The organism is Longicatena caecimuris (assembly GCF_018406465.1).
Lineage (GTDB): Bacteria > Bacillota_I > Bacilli_A > Erysipelotrichales > Erysipelotrichaceae > Longicatena > Longicatena caecimuris.
The window spans coordinates 2221319-2239415 of the sequence record NZ_AP024510.1; the positions used below are offsets into that span (position 1 = coordinate 2221319).

The 18097-nt window shown below is 37.7% G+C and carries 19 protein-coding genes; 9 read left to right on the top strand and 10 right to left on the bottom strand.

Translation table 11 applies throughout. The features are described from left to right. Positions 1 to 5 precede the first annotated feature (5 nt). From glgP to KJS44_RS10455, 4 genes are all read right to left on the bottom strand, one after another. Complete coding sequence (glgP, locus tag KJS44_RS10440; RefSeq protein WP_008687469.1) at positions 6 to 2273, bottom strand: glycogen/starch/alpha-glucan family phosphorylase; 2268 nt, start codon at positions 2271 to 2273, stop codon at positions 6 to 8. Between the two features lie 129 nt (positions 2274 to 2402). Then, positions 2403 to 3203 (bottom strand): ZIP family metal transporter, encoded by an 801-nt coding sequence (locus tag KJS44_RS10445; RefSeq protein WP_008979438.1) that lies wholly within the window; start codon positions 3201 to 3203, stop codon positions 2403 to 2405. Between the two features lie 192 nt (positions 3204 to 3395). Next, the gene (locus tag KJS44_RS10450) at positions 3396 to 3893 is read right to left on the bottom strand and encodes a PocR ligand-binding domain-containing protein (RefSeq protein ID WP_008687466.1); all 498 of its coding nucleotides are present in this window, start codon (positions 3891 to 3893) and stop codon (positions 3396 to 3398) included. Positions 3894 to 3968: 75 nt separating this feature from the next. Continuing rightward, positions 3969 to 4652 (bottom strand): MBL fold metallo-hydrolase, encoded by a 684-nt coding sequence (locus tag KJS44_RS10455; protein WP_008687464.1) that lies wholly within the window; start codon positions 4650 to 4652, stop codon positions 3969 to 3971. Positions 4653 to 4785: 133 nt separating this feature from the next. On the opposite strand from KJS44_RS10455, the gene KJS44_RS10460 reads away from it, so the two are divergent. Beyond that, positions 4786 to 5292: a flavin reductase family protein gene (locus KJS44_RS10460; RefSeq protein WP_008687462.1), complete on the top strand. Its 507-nt coding sequence runs from the start codon at positions 4786 to 4788 to the stop codon at positions 5290 to 5292. 52 nt (positions 5293 to 5344) lie between these two features. On the opposite strand, the gene KJS44_RS10465 is transcribed toward KJS44_RS10460, so the two are convergent. Both KJS44_RS10465 and KJS44_RS10470 read right to left on the bottom strand, forming a co-directional pair. After that, positions 5345 to 5578 carry a hypothetical protein gene (locus KJS44_RS10465; protein WP_008687461.1) on the bottom strand — a complete coding sequence of 78 codons (234 nt, stop codon included), beginning with the start codon at positions 5576 to 5578 and terminating at the stop codon, positions 5345 to 5347. Positions 5579 to 5656: 78 nt separating this feature from the next. Next, positions 5657 to 6673 carry a hypothetical protein gene (locus KJS44_RS10470; RefSeq protein ID WP_008687458.1) on the bottom strand — a complete coding sequence of 339 codons (1017 nt, stop codon included), beginning with the start codon at positions 6671 to 6673 and terminating at the stop codon, positions 5657 to 5659. 171 nt (positions 6674 to 6844) lie between these two features. Here KJS44_RS10470 and KJS44_RS10475 point away from each other — a divergent pair, with 171 nt between their 5' ends. The 3 genes from KJS44_RS10475 to fumC all read left to right on the top strand — a co-directional run bounded on the left by KJS44_RS10475 (position 6845) and on the right by fumC (position 9417). Beyond that, entirely contained in the window at positions 6845 to 7408 is a 564-nt protein-coding gene (locus KJS44_RS10475) for a hypothetical protein (protein WP_008687457.1), read from the top strand. Between the two features lie 279 nt (positions 7409 to 7687). Beyond that, a complete protein-coding gene (locus KJS44_RS10480; protein ID WP_008687456.1) occupies positions 7688 to 7975 on the top strand; it encodes a hypothetical protein in 288 nt (95 codons plus the stop codon). A gap of 74 nt (positions 7976 to 8049) precedes the next feature. Then, complete coding sequence (fumC, locus tag KJS44_RS10485; protein ID WP_008687455.1) at positions 8050 to 9417, top strand: class II fumarate hydratase; 1368 nt, start codon at positions 8050 to 8052, stop codon at positions 9415 to 9417. Positions 9418 to 9450: 33 nt separating this feature from the next. Here fumC and KJS44_RS10490 read toward each other — a convergent pair whose 3' ends face one another. Continuing rightward, positions 9451 to 10212 (bottom strand): amidohydrolase family protein, encoded by a 762-nt coding sequence (locus tag KJS44_RS10490; protein ID WP_008687453.1) that lies wholly within the window; start codon positions 10210 to 10212, stop codon positions 9451 to 9453. A gap of 376 nt (positions 10213 to 10588) precedes the next feature. Further along, positions 10589 to 11755 (bottom strand): NAD(P)-dependent malic enzyme, encoded by a 1167-nt coding sequence (locus KJS44_RS10495; RefSeq protein WP_008687452.1) that lies wholly within the window; start codon positions 11753 to 11755, stop codon positions 10589 to 10591. 207 nt (positions 11756 to 11962) lie between these two features. On the opposite strand from KJS44_RS10495, the gene KJS44_RS10500 reads away from it, so the two are divergent. Continuing rightward, complete coding sequence (locus KJS44_RS10500) at positions 11963 to 12808, top strand: metallophosphoesterase family protein (protein WP_008687451.1); 846 nt, start codon at positions 11963 to 11965, stop codon at positions 12806 to 12808. Here the strand turns inward: KJS44_RS10500 and KJS44_RS10505 are convergent. Both KJS44_RS10505 and KJS44_RS10510 read right to left on the bottom strand, forming a co-directional pair. Continuing rightward, positions 12774 to 13007 (bottom strand): hypothetical protein, encoded by a 234-nt coding sequence (locus tag KJS44_RS10505; protein ID WP_008687450.1) that lies wholly within the window; start codon positions 13005 to 13007, stop codon positions 12774 to 12776. The genes KJS44_RS10500 and KJS44_RS10505 overlap by 35 nt on opposite strands. A 114-nt stretch (positions 13008 to 13121) precedes the next feature. Next, a complete protein-coding gene (locus tag KJS44_RS10510; RefSeq protein ID WP_008687449.1) occupies positions 13122 to 13658 on the bottom strand; it encodes a DUF1836 domain-containing protein in 537 nt (178 codons plus the stop codon). Positions 13659 to 13955: 297 nt separating this feature from the next. Between KJS44_RS10510 and KJS44_RS10515 the strand changes: the two genes are divergently transcribed. From KJS44_RS10515 to KJS44_RS10530, 4 genes are read left to right on the top strand one after another with little or no spacing between them, the layout of a single operon-like run. After that, a complete protein-coding gene (locus KJS44_RS10515; RefSeq protein ID WP_008687448.1) occupies positions 13956 to 14402 on the top strand; it encodes a potassium channel family protein in 447 nt (148 codons plus the stop codon). Further along, the gene (locus tag KJS44_RS10520) at positions 14403 to 15074 is read left to right on the top strand and encodes a potassium channel family protein (RefSeq protein WP_008687447.1); all 672 of its coding nucleotides are present in this window, start codon (positions 14403 to 14405) and stop codon (positions 15072 to 15074) included. It abuts the gene before it with no gap. Beyond that, the gene (locus KJS44_RS10525; RefSeq protein ID WP_008687446.1) at positions 15071 to 16570 is read left to right on the top strand and encodes a TrkH family potassium uptake protein; all 1500 of its coding nucleotides are present in this window, start codon (positions 15071 to 15073) and stop codon (positions 16568 to 16570) included. The genes KJS44_RS10520 and KJS44_RS10525 overlap by 4 nt, the downstream gene beginning before the upstream one ends. A 26-nt stretch (positions 16571 to 16596) precedes the next feature. Next, entirely contained in the window at positions 16597 to 18090 is a 1494-nt protein-coding gene (locus KJS44_RS10530; protein ID WP_008687445.1) for a DUF4118 domain-containing protein, read from the top strand. The last annotated feature ends 7 nt before the right edge of the window (positions 18091 to 18097 follow it).

Genomic DNA, 18097 nt, shown 5'->3' on the forward strand with positions numbered 1-18097 from the left:
CTCCTCTAAGACAATTTCCAGATATCCCTGTCATACTCTTGAATCGTTCGATCACTAGAGAAGAAACCGCTCATAGCGATATTCATCAGCATTTTTCTGCCCCAGTCCGTTTGCTTTTCATAATCTTGCAACATCTTTTCTTTACATACTATATACTCTTCTACATCTAACAATGTCATGAACCAGTCCTTATGAATTAATTCATGATGCAACCGTGTTAGACTGACCGGATCTCCAACACGTAGCATTTCATCACTGATAAGGAAGTCAACCAACGTTTTTACATGTTCACTTCCTTCATAAATATCCTTTGCCACATAATCTTGGTTTGCATAATGAGCGATTACAGTATCGCTATCTTTGCCAAAGGTATAGATATTCTCTTGACCTACCAAGTCCGCTATTTCCACATTCGCACCATCATTTGTGCCCAATGTCACAGCGCCATTTAACATGAATTTCATATTACCGGTACCACTGGCTTCTTTCGATGCAAGTGAAATCTGTTCAGAAATATCACTGGCTGGGATGATAAATTCAGCTTCACTGACATTATAGTTTTCAATAAAACACAATTGCAGATATGGAGATACCTTTTCATCCTTTGCGATAAGTTCTTGCAAACATAATAAAGCATGTATGATGTCCTTGGCAATTGTATAGGCGCAAGCTGCTTTCGCTCCGAAAATTATGTTGATCGGACGTGGCGGCAGTTCGTTGTCACGAATTTGCAAAAGCTTATGAATAATATATAACGCATTCATTTGCTGGCGCTTATATTCATGCAAACGTTTGACCTGTGTATCAAAAACAGCATAAGGGTTTAAGGTTATTTGCTGTTTCTTTTTCATATGCGCAATCCATTCCATTTTCTTTTCCTGTTTAATTGCCATAATATCTGCAATTACGGTTTCATCATGCGCATACTTTACCAATTCTTTTAATATTTCAGGATGGGAAGATGGATCTTTTTTCAACAAATCACATAAATAATGATGTAGTTGCGTATTACATCCACTTAACCAGCGTCGAAAGGTAATACCATTCGTCTTATTGTTAAATTTCGTAGGATATAAGGCATAGAAATCTTTCAATTCGCTTTGTTTTAATATATCAGTATGAATGGCCGCAACACCATTGACACTTTTACCGATATGAATGTCAATATTGGCCATATGCACATTGCGGTTTGCATCTATAATAGCAGTACTTGCTTTTTTACTGCGTTCTTTCATCATCACATCCAGTGTTTCTATAATATTCATTAATTGTGGTACAACGTCTTGCAAGTAAGCATAAGGCCAGGTTTCTAATGCTTCGGCTAAGATCGTATGATTTGTATATGCACACATACCGGAGACGACTTCAATAGCTTCAGCAAGCAATAGACCTCTCTTTTGCAAAAGACGAATAAGTTCTAAGATTACCATTGTCGGATGGGTATCATTGATTTGAATGATGACATGTTCATGCAGATGGCGCAGATCCCATTGGTGTTGTAAAGCTTCTTCTAAAATCATCTGGGCAGCACAGGATACCATAAAGTATTGTTGATAAATCCGTAACTTTCGGCCTGCTTCATCACTGTCATCCGGATATAAGAATAACGTTAGATTTTTTTCAATGGCTGTTTTATCAAATTGGATACCATCGTGAACAATTGATTCATCAACACTTTCTACATCAAATAGATGCAAGGTGTTGCGAGTGCCATGCTCACCGATGACTTCCATATCATATAAGATTGGTTTCAGCCAGCCGTTTTTATAGGGAACGCGATAATTGACTTCTTTTTTCGTAAACCAGGAAGTTTTACCGATCCAGCGATTTGGTAATTCTACTTGTTTATTGTTTTCAAATTTCTGTTCAAATAATCCAAAATGATAATATAAGCCGATACCGTCTCCATTGCGCTGTAAGGATGCAATTGAGTCAAGGAAACAAGCAGCCAATCGGCCTAAACCTCCGTTCCCTAAGGATGGTTCCATTTCCTCATCTTGAATCTGCGACCATGCAAATCCTTCTTTCTGCACCAATTCTTGCATTTCATCTAATAAACCTAAATTAACTAAATTGCTTGTAAGCATCTTTCCTAACAGAAATTCTGCTGAAATATAGTAGAGCTTACGCTCACTTTGGTGTATTGGTGCCGATTGCATCTGCGCTTTTACATAAGCTTGAATCAGCTCATACATTCTGGTTGCGCTTAAATGGTTATATTTACGTTTTTCCTGTTGGATATGTTGTTGCAGATCCTGCAGTTTCTTTATCATAGCTCTTCTCCCTTCGCATATGTAAGTGTTATCATTATTCTTATTTTAACACAAATTTATCTATTTTTGGCTGAGAAATGAAAAAAGTACAGATTTTTTCATTCTGTACTTTTTTCACCCTATTTATTTCTAACCTAAAGCTACATCCATGACCATCATCAGAAGGAAACCAAACATCACGCCAGCTGTTCCCGCATGGGTATGTTCTCCTAAATGCGCCTGTGGTATTAGTTCCTCTACCACAACATACAACATGGCACCTGCCGCAAATGATAACAGCCATGGCATGACCAATGTCGCACCCTGCACAATGGCGACGGTCGCAATTCCTGCTATGGGCTCTACGATACCGCTTAAGGAACCATATAGGAATGCTTTGCCATTTGAACATCCTTCTTTCTTTAAGGGAAGCGAAATAGCCGCACCTTCCGGAAAGTTTTGCAAACCTATGCCAAGAGCTAAGGAAATGGCTGCCGCTAATGTTACCGATGCCCCAGTTTGTAAAGACATGGCAAATGCTAGTCCTACTGCCATGCCCTCTGGTATATTGTGCAATGTTACGGCAAATACCAGCAAGGTTGTTCGCTTTAGTGAAGATGTTGGACCTTCCGGTTTCTCACTGCCTGGATGTAGATGAGGTAAAGCATGATCTAAGCCAAACAGAAAAATACCACCTAGGATAAAACCTCCAGCTGCTGGAAGCCAAGGAATCATCCCTAATTCTTCTGCTTGTTCCATGGCAGGGATTAATAAGCTCCAAACACTTGCGGCTATCATGACACCTGCCGCAAACCCAAGAAAAATTGATTGTACATTTGCTTTTATATCTTTACGAAAGAAAAAAACCATTGCCGCACCCAAAGTTGTCATAAGAAAGGTAAAACCAGTTCCCAGTGCCGCTAACAGATATGGATTTGTAATTTCCATCATAACACCTCACTTTATTACATATAGTATAGCGTAAGTAAGCTAAAGATAACATTAAAACGCCCAAAACCTTCCTTTTTCTTACCAAATATGTGTATGTTATGATTTTTCATATCTGTTTCCAAGTAAAAACCGTAACATCAATAGAAATGATACGGCATTTTCTATACTGTTACGGTTATATACTTATTTATCTTACATTCCTTTTGCAAATGTGAAATGATAGTTCAAAAGATCCTTTAATAATTGAATAGAGGCATTCATTTCTGACTCATCCATTGTTTTAATAACCTTAAAATTATGCAACAACATACCTTCATCAAGTTTATATTCACTGCTGAGATAATTTGCCCAGCGATCCGCCTCTTCTTTTTGTTTTTGTGCTAAGATGCCTTCCGATACAATCACACAATGATACTCCTTATAATTAACAGGAACCGCCCATTTAATCAAACCAGCATGACAAGAATAAATACATTCCTTATCAATCTGGCGTGCATTTTCATACGTTTCCTTTGTACATTCTTCACACTTTTCCAATGCCTTGCTTGAAATCTTAAGACATTTACAAAAATAATTTTTCTCTGATGCACTCTGAATCACCGTATTATCCTCAACGATATAAGAGCGCAGTCCGGTAATTCTCTGATAATCATCTAGCGCATGTTTTACTATTTGCTTTTCATCCATCATCTTTATCACCCTTTATCTTTCCTCTTCGTACTTTCAAATATATCATATTTTCATAAAAATGGCTACCGGATTCCGTTATATTGTAAACGTTTCCATATCTTTTCTAATCTTTTGGATACGCTTTGCATATGCTTTTACTTCATCTCTTTTACATAATTTCTCTACTATATCATATTGATCCCACATATGCATCGGGATGATATGCTTTGCATCACTATACTGCATAAAACAGCTGACACCTTTATAAAACCCTTTAATAAGACGTGGATCAACTGGTAAAAATGCCACATCCATCTGGTAACGACTAAGTTTTTTCATTGCTTTACGATATGCTGTTTCCATTTGTTGAGCCTCTTCTTCACTGTCTTCCTCGCCCCAATCCCACCAATTTAAATCTCCTGCATGATAGATGATATTTTGTTCACACATCACAAGGAAAGCAACCCCTTCATCTGTGGATGCAATCGTTTTTACTTGCAAATCATCCACTTCATATATCTGGTCACAAGCGCATACCAAAACGTCCTTACGATCCTTACAAGGAACATCATCACTGATCAGATAATGTACATCTGGATGAATTTTGGCTAATGTGAAAATCGCTTCATGGAAATGATCTTCATGATGATGAGAGACAAAGACATATAGTGGCTTATCTTTCGGTAGTTCACAAAGTGGCGTATTGACCCAATCAAACAATAGCAGATGATGTTTTAATTCAATAAGAAAGGCACTGTGATGTAAATACGTAATTTTCATGAGTAACTACCTCCACTTTTCTATATCTTATCTTAAGTTTTAAAAATACACAATAAATTCATATTTTCATGCTACTTGCCAAATGCTTTCTGCATAAACTATAATAGCATCATAACAGAAAGGAGTGTTTATTATGAACGCTTTACAAATCATAGAGCCAGAAAAACTGCATGGAGATGTCTTTACCATGATTGGCAAAGAGTGGATGCTGGTAACAGCAGAAAAGGATGGACGTGTCAACACCATGACCGCTTCCTGGGGTGGTATGGGAATTTTATGGAACAAAAAAGTCGCTTATATCTTTATCCGTCCGCAACGCTATACGAAGGAATTTATCGATGGAAGTGAGCGATTGACATTATCCTTTTATGATGAAGAGTATCGCAAGCAATTAAGTTATTGCGGTACTGTTTCGGGAAAAGATGAAGATAAGATCACAAAAGCCGGTTTCCATATTGCTCATCACCATGATGTTCCTTACTTTGAAGAAGCGAATACGGTACTGGTATGCCGTAAGCTGTATGCACAAGAATTAAGCGAAGCGTGCTTCTTGGATAGCTCCTTAATTGAGAAAAACTATCCATTAAAAGACTACCATACGATGTATGTCGTTGAAATTGAAGAAGCCCTAGCACGCTAAAAACACAAAATAAAAGATGGAATGTATTTCTTAAAAAATACACTCCATTTTTTTACATATGTTCAATAATTTCAACTTCGACTTTCTTCTCACTTGGATAATATTCATAAGTGATTTTAGCCAGATTGGTATCTCCTAAATTTTTGGTAAGAACACGCGTAATATTATCCGTCAATGTTTTCGTATCATCTTCTGATTCACAGAAATATTCAATCTTCGTCGTCACAAATTTTCGAGTCGTCACATTTTTAGAGATTTCTTCACTCAAACGAATTGCATTTTTCATAACATATACTCCTTTTTTTCTATATTATATTACCACTAACTTTATGATTTAGGAAGTCCTTTCCCTCGATATTTACGATTATGATGAAACTGTGATGGTCCCGTTATCCTCACTCACATACGTGAATGTTTCATCGGAATAATTCATTTTGACATTCTTTAACAGCTTTTTAGGCTCTTTTTCAACATAAAACGAAATTCTTTCTTCATCAGATAACTGTTGATATATACCATAACTCAATAAATAATGGCAAATACTTTCTAGTTCCTCATCACTTAAAGCATCATGCACATACAGTTTACTCGTACGAACATTATCTTTCGTAATTCGTGTTTCGTAACGATAGGATATTTCCGGTTTATCAATTAGCAGACTGCTTTCCTCTGTTCCATCAAAAGGACATGCCCCCGCTACATCCTGCAGTTCCATGCGCAATTGTTGTTGCGGAAACACAATCACATGAGTTATCGCCTTATCATTCAAAAAACCGTTGATGACATAATCGCTTGGATTCGTAAGGATGACCTTACCTTTTTCAACGCTACAATCAATTTTCGTAACCGGATGATCGTTCACCAATGCATCATTGCTTAATTCTGTATAGGCACTGTCATTATTATAATCTTCAAACTCATGCGACGATGATGCAAAGACGTTATAAGCAATGAAAGCAATAAGCAATAGGACGAAAATGATGATCCCCATAGCATTTTTCAATATAGTTGATGGCCCTTGGCGCTTATCTTCTTTATAAATATGAGCTTGGCGCTGCCGTTTTCCCCTTTCAAACTTCATTCTGGGGTGTTCAAATTTCGGCTTTTCAAATTCTGGATGTTTAAATTCTTTATACTCATAGTTTGGATGCTGTGCTTGCCGCTCATAGGAAGCCGCATTTTCAATTGTCTTTTTTTCTTTTTCCTTCTGCTCATTTCTATATTGACGTTCTTCATTTGATGCTATATCATCCTCTACGATATAAAGATTCTTTTCATGATAACGTTCACTGATTGGCTTTGTGTGTCTGCCGCAGATCTCACAAACCGCATCATTTGTCTTTGCTCCGCAGCTTGGACAATAGCGTTGTTTCTTTTCCATATCATTACCCCTTAAGTACACCACTTACGGTATATCCCTTTTTATTATTATACTATAATTTCTGATATTTTTTACAATTGATATTGATAGTTTGAAAAAATTTATGAATTAGTGAAAAAAAGAACATAAAAGAGGTATAATGGTATAGAGAATAAAACAGGAGGAACTCTTATGAAACAAGTTATGTATGGAATTGAGATCGCTGATGTGAATGATTTTGGCGGATGGGTAGGTTATGAACCTGTAAAGGAAGAGATGGCAACCGTTTTAAATCATCACATGTATCTGTTTTTCCAAAACGAATATCATATCCGTCAATTTGCGGAAGGACGTAAATTTGTCATTAATGTAAAAGATGATTCTTTTGGTAAAGTTGTGGATAATGCGCGTATCATTAAGGCTATTGTAGAATATGGAACACCATTAAGCATGAATGGTTATGAAATAAGTGCTCCAGCGTATGCACGCAATATCGTAAAACCATTAAGCCGTGCTACCCACTTCATTCCTGAGAAAGATATTTATAGCTTTGCGGATGAACATTATAAAACGATGAAGACAGACTTTAACTATATCACTGATTTAATGCGCCGCACTTCTATTGAAGAAGTAGATGTATTGCTAGGCAGTATCTCTTTTGTAAATAAGAATTTATTGTATCATTATCCACATTACTTTATTGTTGGTGACAGCCAGATCAAAGTATTAGATGATGATTACCAAATTGCTGAGTAAATGATAAAAAGCCGATTACGGCTTTTTTCATAATTGTATAGGCTTAAAGTCTTTTTTGGTGTTTGTGAAATAATAGCCACGTAACAATCCCCACCCCTAATACAGCACTTAGTTTTTTCATATTATCACGTTCCTTTCTTGCTATCAGTATAAAGAAGGAACGATAAAAAGACCATCGAATATGCTTACAATAGTCTTACAAAATCGTTAGTTGAAAGTAAATCTTGACTTATCTTCCTGTCAATCTTAAAATATACCGTATAAAAGGAGGTTTTATCTATGCAACCAAAAGGAAAAGCCATCGCATCAATGAGTGTGGGTATTGTAGCAACCTCCATCAGTGTCATAGCAATGATCCTTCCATTTTTTTGGATGGTAGCAGGGATCTTAACAGGGGTCATCGCCGTCATTTGTGGTATTATCGCCATTGTATTAAGCAATCGCTCCTTACATAGCGGCAGAGCCGTTGCCGGTTTAGTTACCGGTATTGTGGGCTGCAGCATCGGTGGCATTGTTGTTGTCTTATGCAGCGTGTTAGTTTATTTCTTTTCCTTCTCATTAGTGTAGATACCGTATGTGGTATCTTTTCTTTTTATCTGACATCTGTTAAAATGAGAACGCAAAAAGAAAGGAAGATCCTTATGAATACACGAGTAGAACATGACTCCATGGGTGAAATAGAGGTACCTACTGATCGCTATTGGGGTGCGCAGACCCAGCGCAGTTATCAGAATTTCAAGATCAGCGATGAAAAAATGCCATTTGCCGTAATTTATGCATTTGCCCATTTAAAAATGGCAGCCGCAAAAGTTAACTTAAAAAATGGCACTTTAAATGAAGAGAAAGCCGAAATGATCTTACGTGTCTGTGATGAGATCCTAACCGGTAAACTGGATGAACACTTTCCTTTATCCGTTTGGCAAACCGGCAGCGGCACCCAGAGCAATATGAATGTGAATGAAGTAATTGCAAATCGTGGGAATCATTTAGCTGGTAAAAAACTACTGCATCCCAATGATGATGTGAATCAATCACAAAGTTCTAATGACACCTTCCCCAGTGCCATGCATATTGCGGCAGTAACCGTATTACAAAAAGAGGTGCTTCCAGAAATCAACGAAATGATCCTTTGTATGAAACAACTAGAAAAAGAGTATCATGATATTATAAAAATAGGACGCACCCATTTGCAGGATGCTACCCCTTTACGTTTCAGTGATGAAATCAGTGGATGGCGTGGAATGCTGGAAAACAATGTGGATATGTTGCAAAAAGCAATTGACTCCTTAGGTAAGCTTGCCATCGGAGGTACAGCGGTAGGTACAGGACTAAACGCTCCTGAACATTTCGATGAAGATGTCAGTGCCCAGCTTTCACAGCAGCTGGCTATGTCGTTTATTGCCGATCCCAATAAATTTCATGCCCTAACGGCAAAAGATGACTTAGTTTTTGCTCATGGTGCTATCAAAGCATTGGCTGCTAATTGTATGAAAATAGCCAACGATATCCGTTGGTTGGCAAGTGGACCGCGCTGTGGCTTGGGTGAAATCCGCATTCCTGAAAATGAGCCGGGCTCCAGCATTATGCCGGGAAAAGTAAATCCTACCCAATGTGAAGCGATGACCATGTGTGCTGTTCAGGTCATGGGCAATGATGCGACGATTGGCTTTGCGGCAAGTCAAGGTAATTTCGAGTTGAATGTTTTTATGCCGGTCATCATCTATAATTTCTTGCAATCTTGTACACTGATGTGTGATGCTTTACGTTCCTTCCGTATTCATTGTGTAGCAGGTTTACAGCCAAATCAGGAAAAGATGGAAGCGTACCTACAACAATCCTTGATGCTCGTAACTGCCTTAAATCCTTATATCGGCTATGAGAAAGCTGCCAAAACCGCCCGTTATGCTTATGAAAACAATTTGACCTTAAAAGCAGCCTGCCTGCATTTAGGCTATCTTGATGAAGAGCAGTTTGATCGTTACGTAGACGCTAAAAAGATGGTAAAGTAGCTGACTTTGCATCTAGCATGCAATCCTACATTCTTATATTTTATATACCTTACAAGCTGTTTCATACAACAGCTTGTTTTTGGTTTGTTCATCCATGGCAAGAGATAACGCAAATTGTAAATGATCCAATTGATTGCATCCTGCATAATCAGAACCAAACATGATACGATTAGGATGCTTGTATAAAAATTTTTCTATTTCTTTCTTCATGCTTGGCAAGTAGATCCATTGATCAGCTAAGCTAGACATATCAAAGATCATATTTGTTGTATCTTCATAAGCCGCAAAACAATCCGCTACATCCGGATAATGGCAATGACAGCAAACAAAGGTGATGTCAGGATGCTGTTTTACTGCCATTTGTGTACTGGCTAAGCTGGCGTAAGGTGAGGTATGTCCTTCACTGTGATAAAGGATAGGTACTTGATAAGTTCTTGCTAAATCATAAACCGGTAATAATCGTTCATCATACAGATAAAACTGCTCATGTCCGCAAAATAATTTTATGCCAACGACACGTTTCTCCTGTAAATATTTTTCTAAGAGTCTTAGTTGTTTTTCATAGGTAAAGAAAGGACTAATGCCTCCAACAATCGCAATATGTTCATCATGGGCAAACAATTCTACACATTCCTGTAAGGAGCCGATCGTGCTTTCTAAAGAAGAATCGCTGATAACGATACCTTTCGTAATCTGATTGGTTTGCATTTCTTTTAATAGAGTACTTCTTTTATCCGCAAAAGACTTACAATCATAAGGCAGATGCATATGCGCATCTAAGATGTTTCGTTTCATTTTCTATATCACCGATTCCCTTCTTAAAAAACATATTATTTATAAGTATAACACAGTTTTTATCATTGGCCTTTTATCCTTTATCATCATTTGTAGCAGTTTATCTAATTGTCTTTGCGTTATCCTCATATGCAATAGCTATTCTAGAAAAAATGCTAATGTTCGAGGCATGACTGATTTGCGTTATCCTCATATACAATAGCTATTAGCACTTTAGCACTCATTTGAAACTGCAATACCATGTAAATCGCTGCATTATCAAAAAACCGGTTTGCTTATTACAGTTACATAAACTGTGTCTGGCAAATCGGTTTTCTTGTGCTTAAGCATCCATATCCTATAAATAGCATTTTATGCTTATTTGTGTCACCTATATTTATTTACGGGCTACTCCGCTTTCACGTGCCGCCTGCATTACTGCTTCGGCTACAGCATCAGCCACACGTTTATCCAAGGCACTAGGAATGATATACTCCTTATTTAATTCTTCTTCCTGAATCAGGGAGGCTATGCCATAAGCAGCAGCTATCTTCATCTCTTCATTAATATCACTCGCCTGTACAGCTAAAGCTCCTTTAAAGATTCCTGGGAATGCCAATACATTGTTGATCTGATTTGGAAAATCACTGCGACCGGTACCTACCACAGCTGCCCCTGCTGCCAAAGCTTCATCAGGCATGATTTCAGGAACTGGATTCGCCATAGGGAAAACAACAGCCCCTGCTTTCATAGAACGCACCATTTCCTGGGAAACGATATGTGGCGCACTTACCCCAATAAAAACATCGGCATCTTTCATAGCATCTGCTAGTGTTCCCTGTCGCTCACACTTTGTGATATCCAAGATTCTCTGCTGGCCGCTGGTTAATGTGCTATGGATGTTTAAAATACCTGCTTTATCTACCAATAACACTTCACCAAAGTGCATATCTAACAATAGTTTCGCAATGGCACAACCGGCACTACCGGCACCATTGATAACGATACGTACACTGCCCATAGGCTTGTTTACAACCTTTAACGCATTTAACAGTGCGCTGGCCACAACAATGGCTGTACCATGCTGATCATCATGAAAGACGGGAATATCACACACTTCCTTCAAACGTTTCTCTATTTCAAAACAACGCGGTGCAGCGATATCTTCTAGGTTAATACCGCCAAAGCTACCTGCTAATAAAGCAATTGTATTTACAATTTCCTCAGTATCTTTACTGCGGATACATAACGGTATCGCATTTACTCCGCCAAATTCTTTAAATAAGACACACTTACCTTCCATGACCGGCATACCGGCTTCCGGACCAATATCACCTAAGCCAAGCACAGCAGTTCCATCGGTAATAACTGCTACTGTATTTCCTCTACCGGTTAAGGTATAGCTTTTCTGTGGATCTTTTTGAATTTCCAAACAAGGTGCTGCAACACCGGGCGTATAGGCTAGTGACAAATCATCACGATTTGTTATTTGCATTTTCGGCTGAATATCTAGCTTACCCTGCCATTGTGCATGCAGGCGTAAAGATTCTTTTGCATAATCCATAAAGTGATCACCTTTCTCTTTCGTTTTCTATTTTAGCATAAAGTATTCTCATATATATACAATATTTTTTTGTTTTATGATCTTACCAATTTACTTACAAGTTCACAAATTAATTCCTACTTGTAGCGTTCATTTCACCATCTAACTTCATAAAGTATTCATAATCCTCTTGAATACAACCACACTAGGAAAAAAGGAGGATGCCTTATGAAGCAAGCACAAGTTTTGTATCAAAACCGTATACAAAATGAATCTAGTTTACTGACGTTTGATGTTTTGGCAGATTTACATATCACTTTACCATGGCGCAACCTGCATTTAGAAACGGCATTGGAAGATATTTGGCAGCGTGATGTGAAACATGTTGCCATCGTCGGTGATTTTACAAATAACGGTTATGCTTTTCAGTGGAAAAATGTCCTTTCACAGCTACAGGAATTTCCTTTTCAATATGTGATTGCTTTGGGTAATCATGATATTTACAATATACAACACCGCGGTATTCATATTCATCCTTTATATCGTTCTATGATTCTACGCCATCATAAACATGTGTATTATGATGAATATTGGAATGGGATTCATATCTATGTTTTAAATCCCCAACTTGCCACAAAGCAGCATGGTATCTTATTTCAAGATCAATTAACATGGTTAAGGCAAAAACTAAAACAGGATGACCCAACAAAACCCATTTTACTCTTTTGTCATCATCCTCTTTCAGACCTTTACGTAAACAGCGACAGTCAAAAACAAAAAGAAGAGTTAAAAATGATCTTACACAAGTATCCCAACATTTGTTATTTCAGTGGGCATTTGCATAACGATGCAGCATTATGTGAAAAAACGTATGCTCATTGTTTTTTCATTGATGTTCCGGCGTTTCAACATGTTGAAACAGGCGCAAAACAAAAAGGCTGCGGTTATGAAGTGCAGCTTTTCCATGACTTCTTATCGATTCGTACCAGAGATTATTTAAACCATGTATGGATGGCATCACAGCATTATATTCTTGCTCTCAACAACCACCGTGTTTATGTGATGGACGAATAGGCTCCTTACTTGCCAATTGTGCAATAAAGATGAGTACGAAGGCAAATAATAAAGAAATAAAACCAAAGATAAATGTTAAAAGAATGAATAGTAATGGCAATAAAAATAAATAACGTTTGCGTTGCTTCGCCCAAAGATACTGTACATAGGCGCATAGAATGACAATTGCTCCTATACATATCAGGAATAGATAGCTCATCGTAATTCCCCCTTCTTGCTAGTACAGTATATGAAGAATTCACAATGGAAAACACAAAAAAAGTGTTTCCCCATCATCTCTCTTATACAGAAAGATTGCTCTGGTTATCACACTTTATTTATCATCGACAGGATGTTCATTCACTTTTAGTAAACGTTCCTGCAGCGTTTCTCTGACATAAGCCGTATACGCTATGGATTGTATCGTATTGCGAATCAAATCTACGATAGCACTTCCTTCATCATCACTTGGAATATGCCGCACCTTTTTATGCGAAAAAATACAGGTCAGACAGCATTCTAATTCAGCGCAAAAATAATCGTATGCTTGATCCTGTGGATATTTTTCAACCTGTACACTGATCAGATTACTGATTTCCTCCATGGAATACACTGTCTTTAAGATACATACAACAAATAAATAAGCTACATGGCGTTTCATATAACGCTTTTTTATTGGTGCATTGACAATGCCATGTTTGACATAGTTATTGATCATCGTACTTGTAATGGGTTTCCCTTGATGTGGCTGGGTAAACAGCTGCAAGGAGGAGTTTAAAAGGGTTACGACTTGATCCATATATAAATCCATATCCGGCAGCTCTCGCCATCGTGGACAATGAAAACCTAAAAATCCCTGTTCATCTTTCATCTTATCACCATCTCTATATTAACATTGTCAAAATAAATTGTCAATTGATATAAATAGCTAAAACATCTGTACTTCAAAACTAAATGAAGCCTTTATAAAAGATGCATCATCCCATATACAATAAACACTTACATCCTAAGTTTCGACAGCTGTTTCTTTCCTATAAAAGCAGCTTTTTCCTTTGCCCTTTTCGCTTTATAGCATCTTTATGTTTTCTTAACATCCTTTATAAGAACTTCATGCCATCTTTATATCCCATCTGCTAAGATGATGGCAAAGAAAGTGAAGGTATTGTATATGAAATTTATAAAACACCATGGACACACATCCATTCTGATTGCCGGCTGTGGCCGTTTAGGCTCTTGTATGGCTTCCAGCTTAAGTCAAGAAGGCTTTGATGTAACCGTGATTGATAAAGATGAAAAAGCATTTCGCCGTTTAAGAGAAACGTTTAGCGGCTTTCAGGTTATCGGCGATGCCAGTGATCTTGACATGCTGCAAAGCTGTGGCATAGCTAACGCAGATATCGTCGTTGTTGCTACTGATAGTGATAATGTCAACTGTATGATTGCTCAGATTGCCAACATGATCTTCCATATCCAACAGGTATATATTCGCTTAAATGATCCGGATAAGGAAGAATTGTTAAAGGATACAAATATTCAGGCAATTTATCCGGCAAAATTAAGTATGCAAGAATTTATCAGAATCAGTCATATTCAATTAAAGGAGATGTATGCATAAATGAAAATCGTAGTAGCCGGAGGTCGCAATAAAGCAGACTTCCTGATTGGTTCACTTTTAGAAAAGCAACATGAAGTTATCGTCATCAATGATGAAGAAAGCTATTGTGCTTATTTATCTGAGAAATATAACATTCCCATCATCACCGGTAATCCTTGTAAACGTTACATCTTAGAGGAAGCAGATATTGAGGATGCTGATATTTTAATTGCGCTTCGTCCCAGTGATGCAGACAATTTGACCATCTGTCAATATGCCAAAAAAAGTTTCCATGTGAAAAAAGTTGTGGCAACCGTTGCCAATCCAAAGAATGTTAAGGTATTTCGATCACTTGGTGTCAATACCACGATATCCGCTACCTATACGATATCGAAAATCATCGAACAAGCGAGTACGATTGAAAATCTTGTGAATTCGCTTACGCTAGCACATGAAAATATTGTCATGAGTGAATTGTTGCTAACAAAAGACTGTAAGGTTATTCATCATAAGATTAAAGATCTACACAATATGCCAGCCAATGCCATCATCTGCTGCATCTTACGTAAACTGCGGATGATCGTGCCCAATGGAGATACCGAATTATTAGAACAGGATAAGCTGCTTATCCTAAGCGATTCCCAAACGCAAGACAGCGTATTATCCATCTTTTCTCAAGGAGTTTCTTTATGAAGATTGTCACGATACAACCACAGCCTATCCAAGGCTATCGTTTGATTCTAGGCTATTTAGGTATGCTATGCATGCTGATTGGGGGCATTACCCTGTTACCGTTGCTGACGTTATTCTTTTATCCACAAGATGGAAAAGAAGCAATCTATTTTCTGTTACCGGGTATGATCAGTATCTTGGTCGGTTTTCTTTTCTATCAACTGATTCGTGGCAAGGAAAAAGGTAGATTAGCCCGCAATCAAGATGCTGTCATTGTTGTTTCTTGTTGGCTGCTTGCCATTGTAATTACCGCATTTCCTTTCATGTTAAGCGGTCATTATGATTTTACCAGAGCGGTCTTTGAAACGACCAGCGGCTGGAGCACTACCGGGTTAAGCGTTGTCGATGTAACGCATACCTCACATTTATTTCTCATGCATCGCAGTACCATCCTTTTCTTTGGCGGCGTAGGGTTGGTAGTAATCATGCTTTCAGTATTAAGTGATACATATGGTATGCGCCTTTACAATGCAGAAGGTCATAGTGATCGTCTATTGCCGAATGTCATAAAAAGTGCTCGCATCATTCTCATCATCTATTTTTGTTATATTAGTGCCGGTGTGCTGTTATACGTTATCTGTGGCATGCCAATCTTTGATGCCATCATCCATTCCATTGGTGCTTTATCTACTGGCGGTTTCTCAAATCAAGCCGATAGCATTGCACATTACCACAGCATTTCGATTGAGATTATTACGATGGTCTTGATGATTTTAGGAAACATTAATTTTCTTGCCCATTTATTTCTATTACGCGGAAAATTTCGTAATTTTTTCTATTACTGTGAGATTCGTTTTCAATTTATTCTCATTGCCTTTGCTATTCCAATTATTGCTTTCCTTTTGGTTAATAACTTACAATATCGATTTGGAGATAGCTTCCGTTTGGCAGCCTTTCAAGTCATCTCTGCTTTGACAACAACCGGCTTTCAAACCATGTCTTCCTTTCAGGGATTGCCTGCCTCCTTCATGCTTATTATGATCATCTTACAGCTGATTGGTGGAGGTATCGGTTCTACGGCGGGAGGTATCAAGCAATATCGTGTTTATGTCATGATAAAACATGTCATGTGGCATCTTCGTTCGCTGTTTCATTCCCAAAAAATGCTTTATACCCATAAGATCTATAAGGTAGAACGCAAAGAAAAAATAGAATCCGCAGAAATCTTTTCCTGTTCAACTTATATCTTTATGTATCTGGTTATTTTTCTCTTAGGAAGTCTGCTATTGAGCCTTTTTGGATTTTCTTTACAAGATGCCATGTTTGAATTTTCCAGTGCCCTTAGTACGGTCGGCTTATCCACCGGCATCATGAATTATCATGCTGCTGATGCCATCTTATGGATTGGAACCTTTGGAATGTTTGTGGGAAGATTAGAGATTTATGTTGTCATCCTGGCCATTTTACGACTGCGTAAAGATGGGTATCACTATCTTCATACACTGAAAAAAGCTTAGAAATCTGTTATAATGAGGTCATGAAAATGAAAAATAAAAATGTTACAACGCTTTTGCGTCATTTCTTTATCACCACAGCAATCATTTTTATATGCACACTTGTTTCTTTATTCTTTGTCGAACTGCATATCCGTACCGAAAATATCATCATGATTTATTTGCTGGGTGTCCTTTTTATCGTCATCGAAACGAAACAGCTGGTATGGGGCATCGCTTCTAGCTTCATCAGTATCATCACCTTTAATTATTGCTTTACCCAGCCGTTATATTCCCTGCATATCCATGATCCGAATTATATCATCACCATCATCATCTTTCTCATTGTTTCCATCATCACGAATATTTTAATGGGAAAATTGCAAAAGCATGCGGCGATTGCTCGCTATAATGAGCAACAGACATTGGCCTTTTATGAAATATCCAAATCCTTTTTAAATCTTTCAGGAATCCAAACTATTTTCATGCATACTATACATGCTCTTTATGAAAATCAAAATATCATAAGTGTCTTATACTATTATGATGAAAAAAGTAAACAGCTGCAACGTTATCAGGATGCTGCTATGCCTCTGGCATTACATGTTGTTGACGAGCTTGCCGCATGGTGCTATAAACATCAAAAAGTTTGCGGACATGCTACTGCCATAAATGGCAATGAACAATGGAGCTATCATCCACTATGCCATGGTGAAGAAATACTTGGCGTATATGCTATTTCTCATACCCCAGAGCTTACTAAAGAAAATGAATTATTCATTCATACGCTGATTGCACAAATGGTTATGGCTTTAGAACGCGAACAATTATATGCACAGCAGGAACAAAGCCGCATTGCTATTGAAAAAGAGAAACTACGCAATAATTTACTACGTTCATTATCACACGATTTGCGTACACCGCTAACGAATATCGCTGGTTCGAGTGCCGTATTGTTAGAAAATGATGATGTTTTTGACTCTGGAATGAAAAAAAAGCTGATGAAAAGCATCAGTAATGATGCTCAGTGGCTAACTCAATTAGTAGAAAACCTGTTAAATATGACGCGTATTCAAGATGGTCGTTTGTTATTGAGCAAGCATTATGAAGTTGTAGATGATATTATTTGCGAAGCTTTACAACGCTGTGAATCACGCAAAGGAAGTCATACCCTTTCTGCTCATCTTCCTGAAACAATACAATTAGTAAATATGGACGGACAGCTCATTATACAAGTGCTGGTTAATTTTATTGATAATGCAATCAAACATACACAACCAACTTCCCATATTGATATTTATTATACACAAAAGAAAGGAAAAGCCTGTTTTGAAGTGAGTGATGATGGCAATGGCATTCCTGATAACATAATCGATACACTTTTTGACAGTTTTGTGACAACGAAAAGTGAACGTTCAGACGCAAAACGCGGTGTTGGTCTAGGCTTATCCATTTCCAAAGCGATTATCGAAGCACATGGAGGAACCATTTACGCTCATAATAGAGCAGACGGTCATGGTGCAATATTGGGTTTTTACTTGTAAGGAGGAA

Coding starts and splice junctions, on each gene's coding strand:
- KJS44_RS10470 (WP_008687458.1), bottom strand. CDS start 6,673: ATGGAAAAGAAACAACGCTATTGTCCAAGCTGCGGAGCAAAGACAAAT.
- KJS44_RS10520 (WP_008687447.1), top strand. CDS start 14,403: ATGAAAATCGTAGTAGCCGGAGGTCGCAATAAAGCAGACTTCCTGATT.
- KJS44_RS10530 (WP_008687445.1), top strand. CDS start 16,597: ATGAAAAATAAAAATGTTACAACGCTTTTGCGTCATTTCTTTATCACC.
- KJS44_RS10455 (WP_008687464.1), bottom strand. CDS start 4,652: ATGAAAATTACGTATTTACATCACAGTGCCTTTCTTATTGAATTAAAA.
- KJS44_RS10490 (WP_008687453.1), bottom strand. CDS start 10,212: ATGAAACGAAACATCTTAGATGCGCATATGCATCTGCCTTATGATTGT.
- glgP (WP_008687469.1), bottom strand. CDS start 2,273: ATGATAAAGAAACTGCAGGATCTGCAACAACATATCCAACAGGAAAAA.
- KJS44_RS10465 (WP_008687461.1), bottom strand. CDS start 5,578: ATGAAAAATGCAATTCGTTTGAGTGAAGAAATCTCTAAAAATGTGACG.
- KJS44_RS10510 (WP_008687449.1), bottom strand. CDS start 13,658: ATGAAAGATGAACAGGGATTTTTAGGTTTTCATTGTCCACGATGGCGA.
- KJS44_RS10505 (WP_008687450.1), bottom strand. CDS start 13,007: ATGAGCTATCTATTCCTGATATGTATAGGAGCAATTGTCATTCTATGC.
- KJS44_RS10500 (WP_008687451.1), top strand. CDS start 11,963: ATGAAGCAAGCACAAGTTTTGTATCAAAACCGTATACAAAATGAATCT.
- KJS44_RS10475 (WP_008687457.1), top strand. CDS start 6,845: ATGAAACAAGTTATGTATGGAATTGAGATCGCTGATGTGAATGATTTT.
- KJS44_RS10460 (WP_008687462.1), top strand. CDS start 4,786: ATGAACGCTTTACAAATCATAGAGCCAGAAAAACTGCATGGAGATGTC.
- KJS44_RS10480 (WP_008687456.1), top strand. CDS start 7,688: ATGCAACCAAAAGGAAAAGCCATCGCATCAATGAGTGTGGGTATTGTA.
- fumC (WP_008687455.1), top strand. CDS start 8,050: ATGAATACACGAGTAGAACATGACTCCATGGGTGAAATAGAGGTACCT.
- KJS44_RS10525 (WP_008687446.1), top strand. CDS start 15,071: ATGAAGATTGTCACGATACAACCACAGCCTATCCAAGGCTATCGTTTG.
- KJS44_RS10515 (WP_008687448.1), top strand. CDS start 13,956: ATGAAATTTATAAAACACCATGGACACACATCCATTCTGATTGCCGGC.
- KJS44_RS10495 (WP_008687452.1), bottom strand. CDS start 11,755: ATGGATTATGCAAAAGAATCTTTACGCCTGCATGCACAATGGCAGGGT.
- KJS44_RS10445 (WP_008979438.1), bottom strand. CDS start 3,203: ATGATGGAAATTACAAATCCATATCTGTTAGCGGCACTGGGAACTGGT.
- KJS44_RS10450 (WP_008687466.1), bottom strand. CDS start 3,893: ATGATGGATGAAAAGCAAATAGTAAAACATGCGCTAGATGATTATCAG.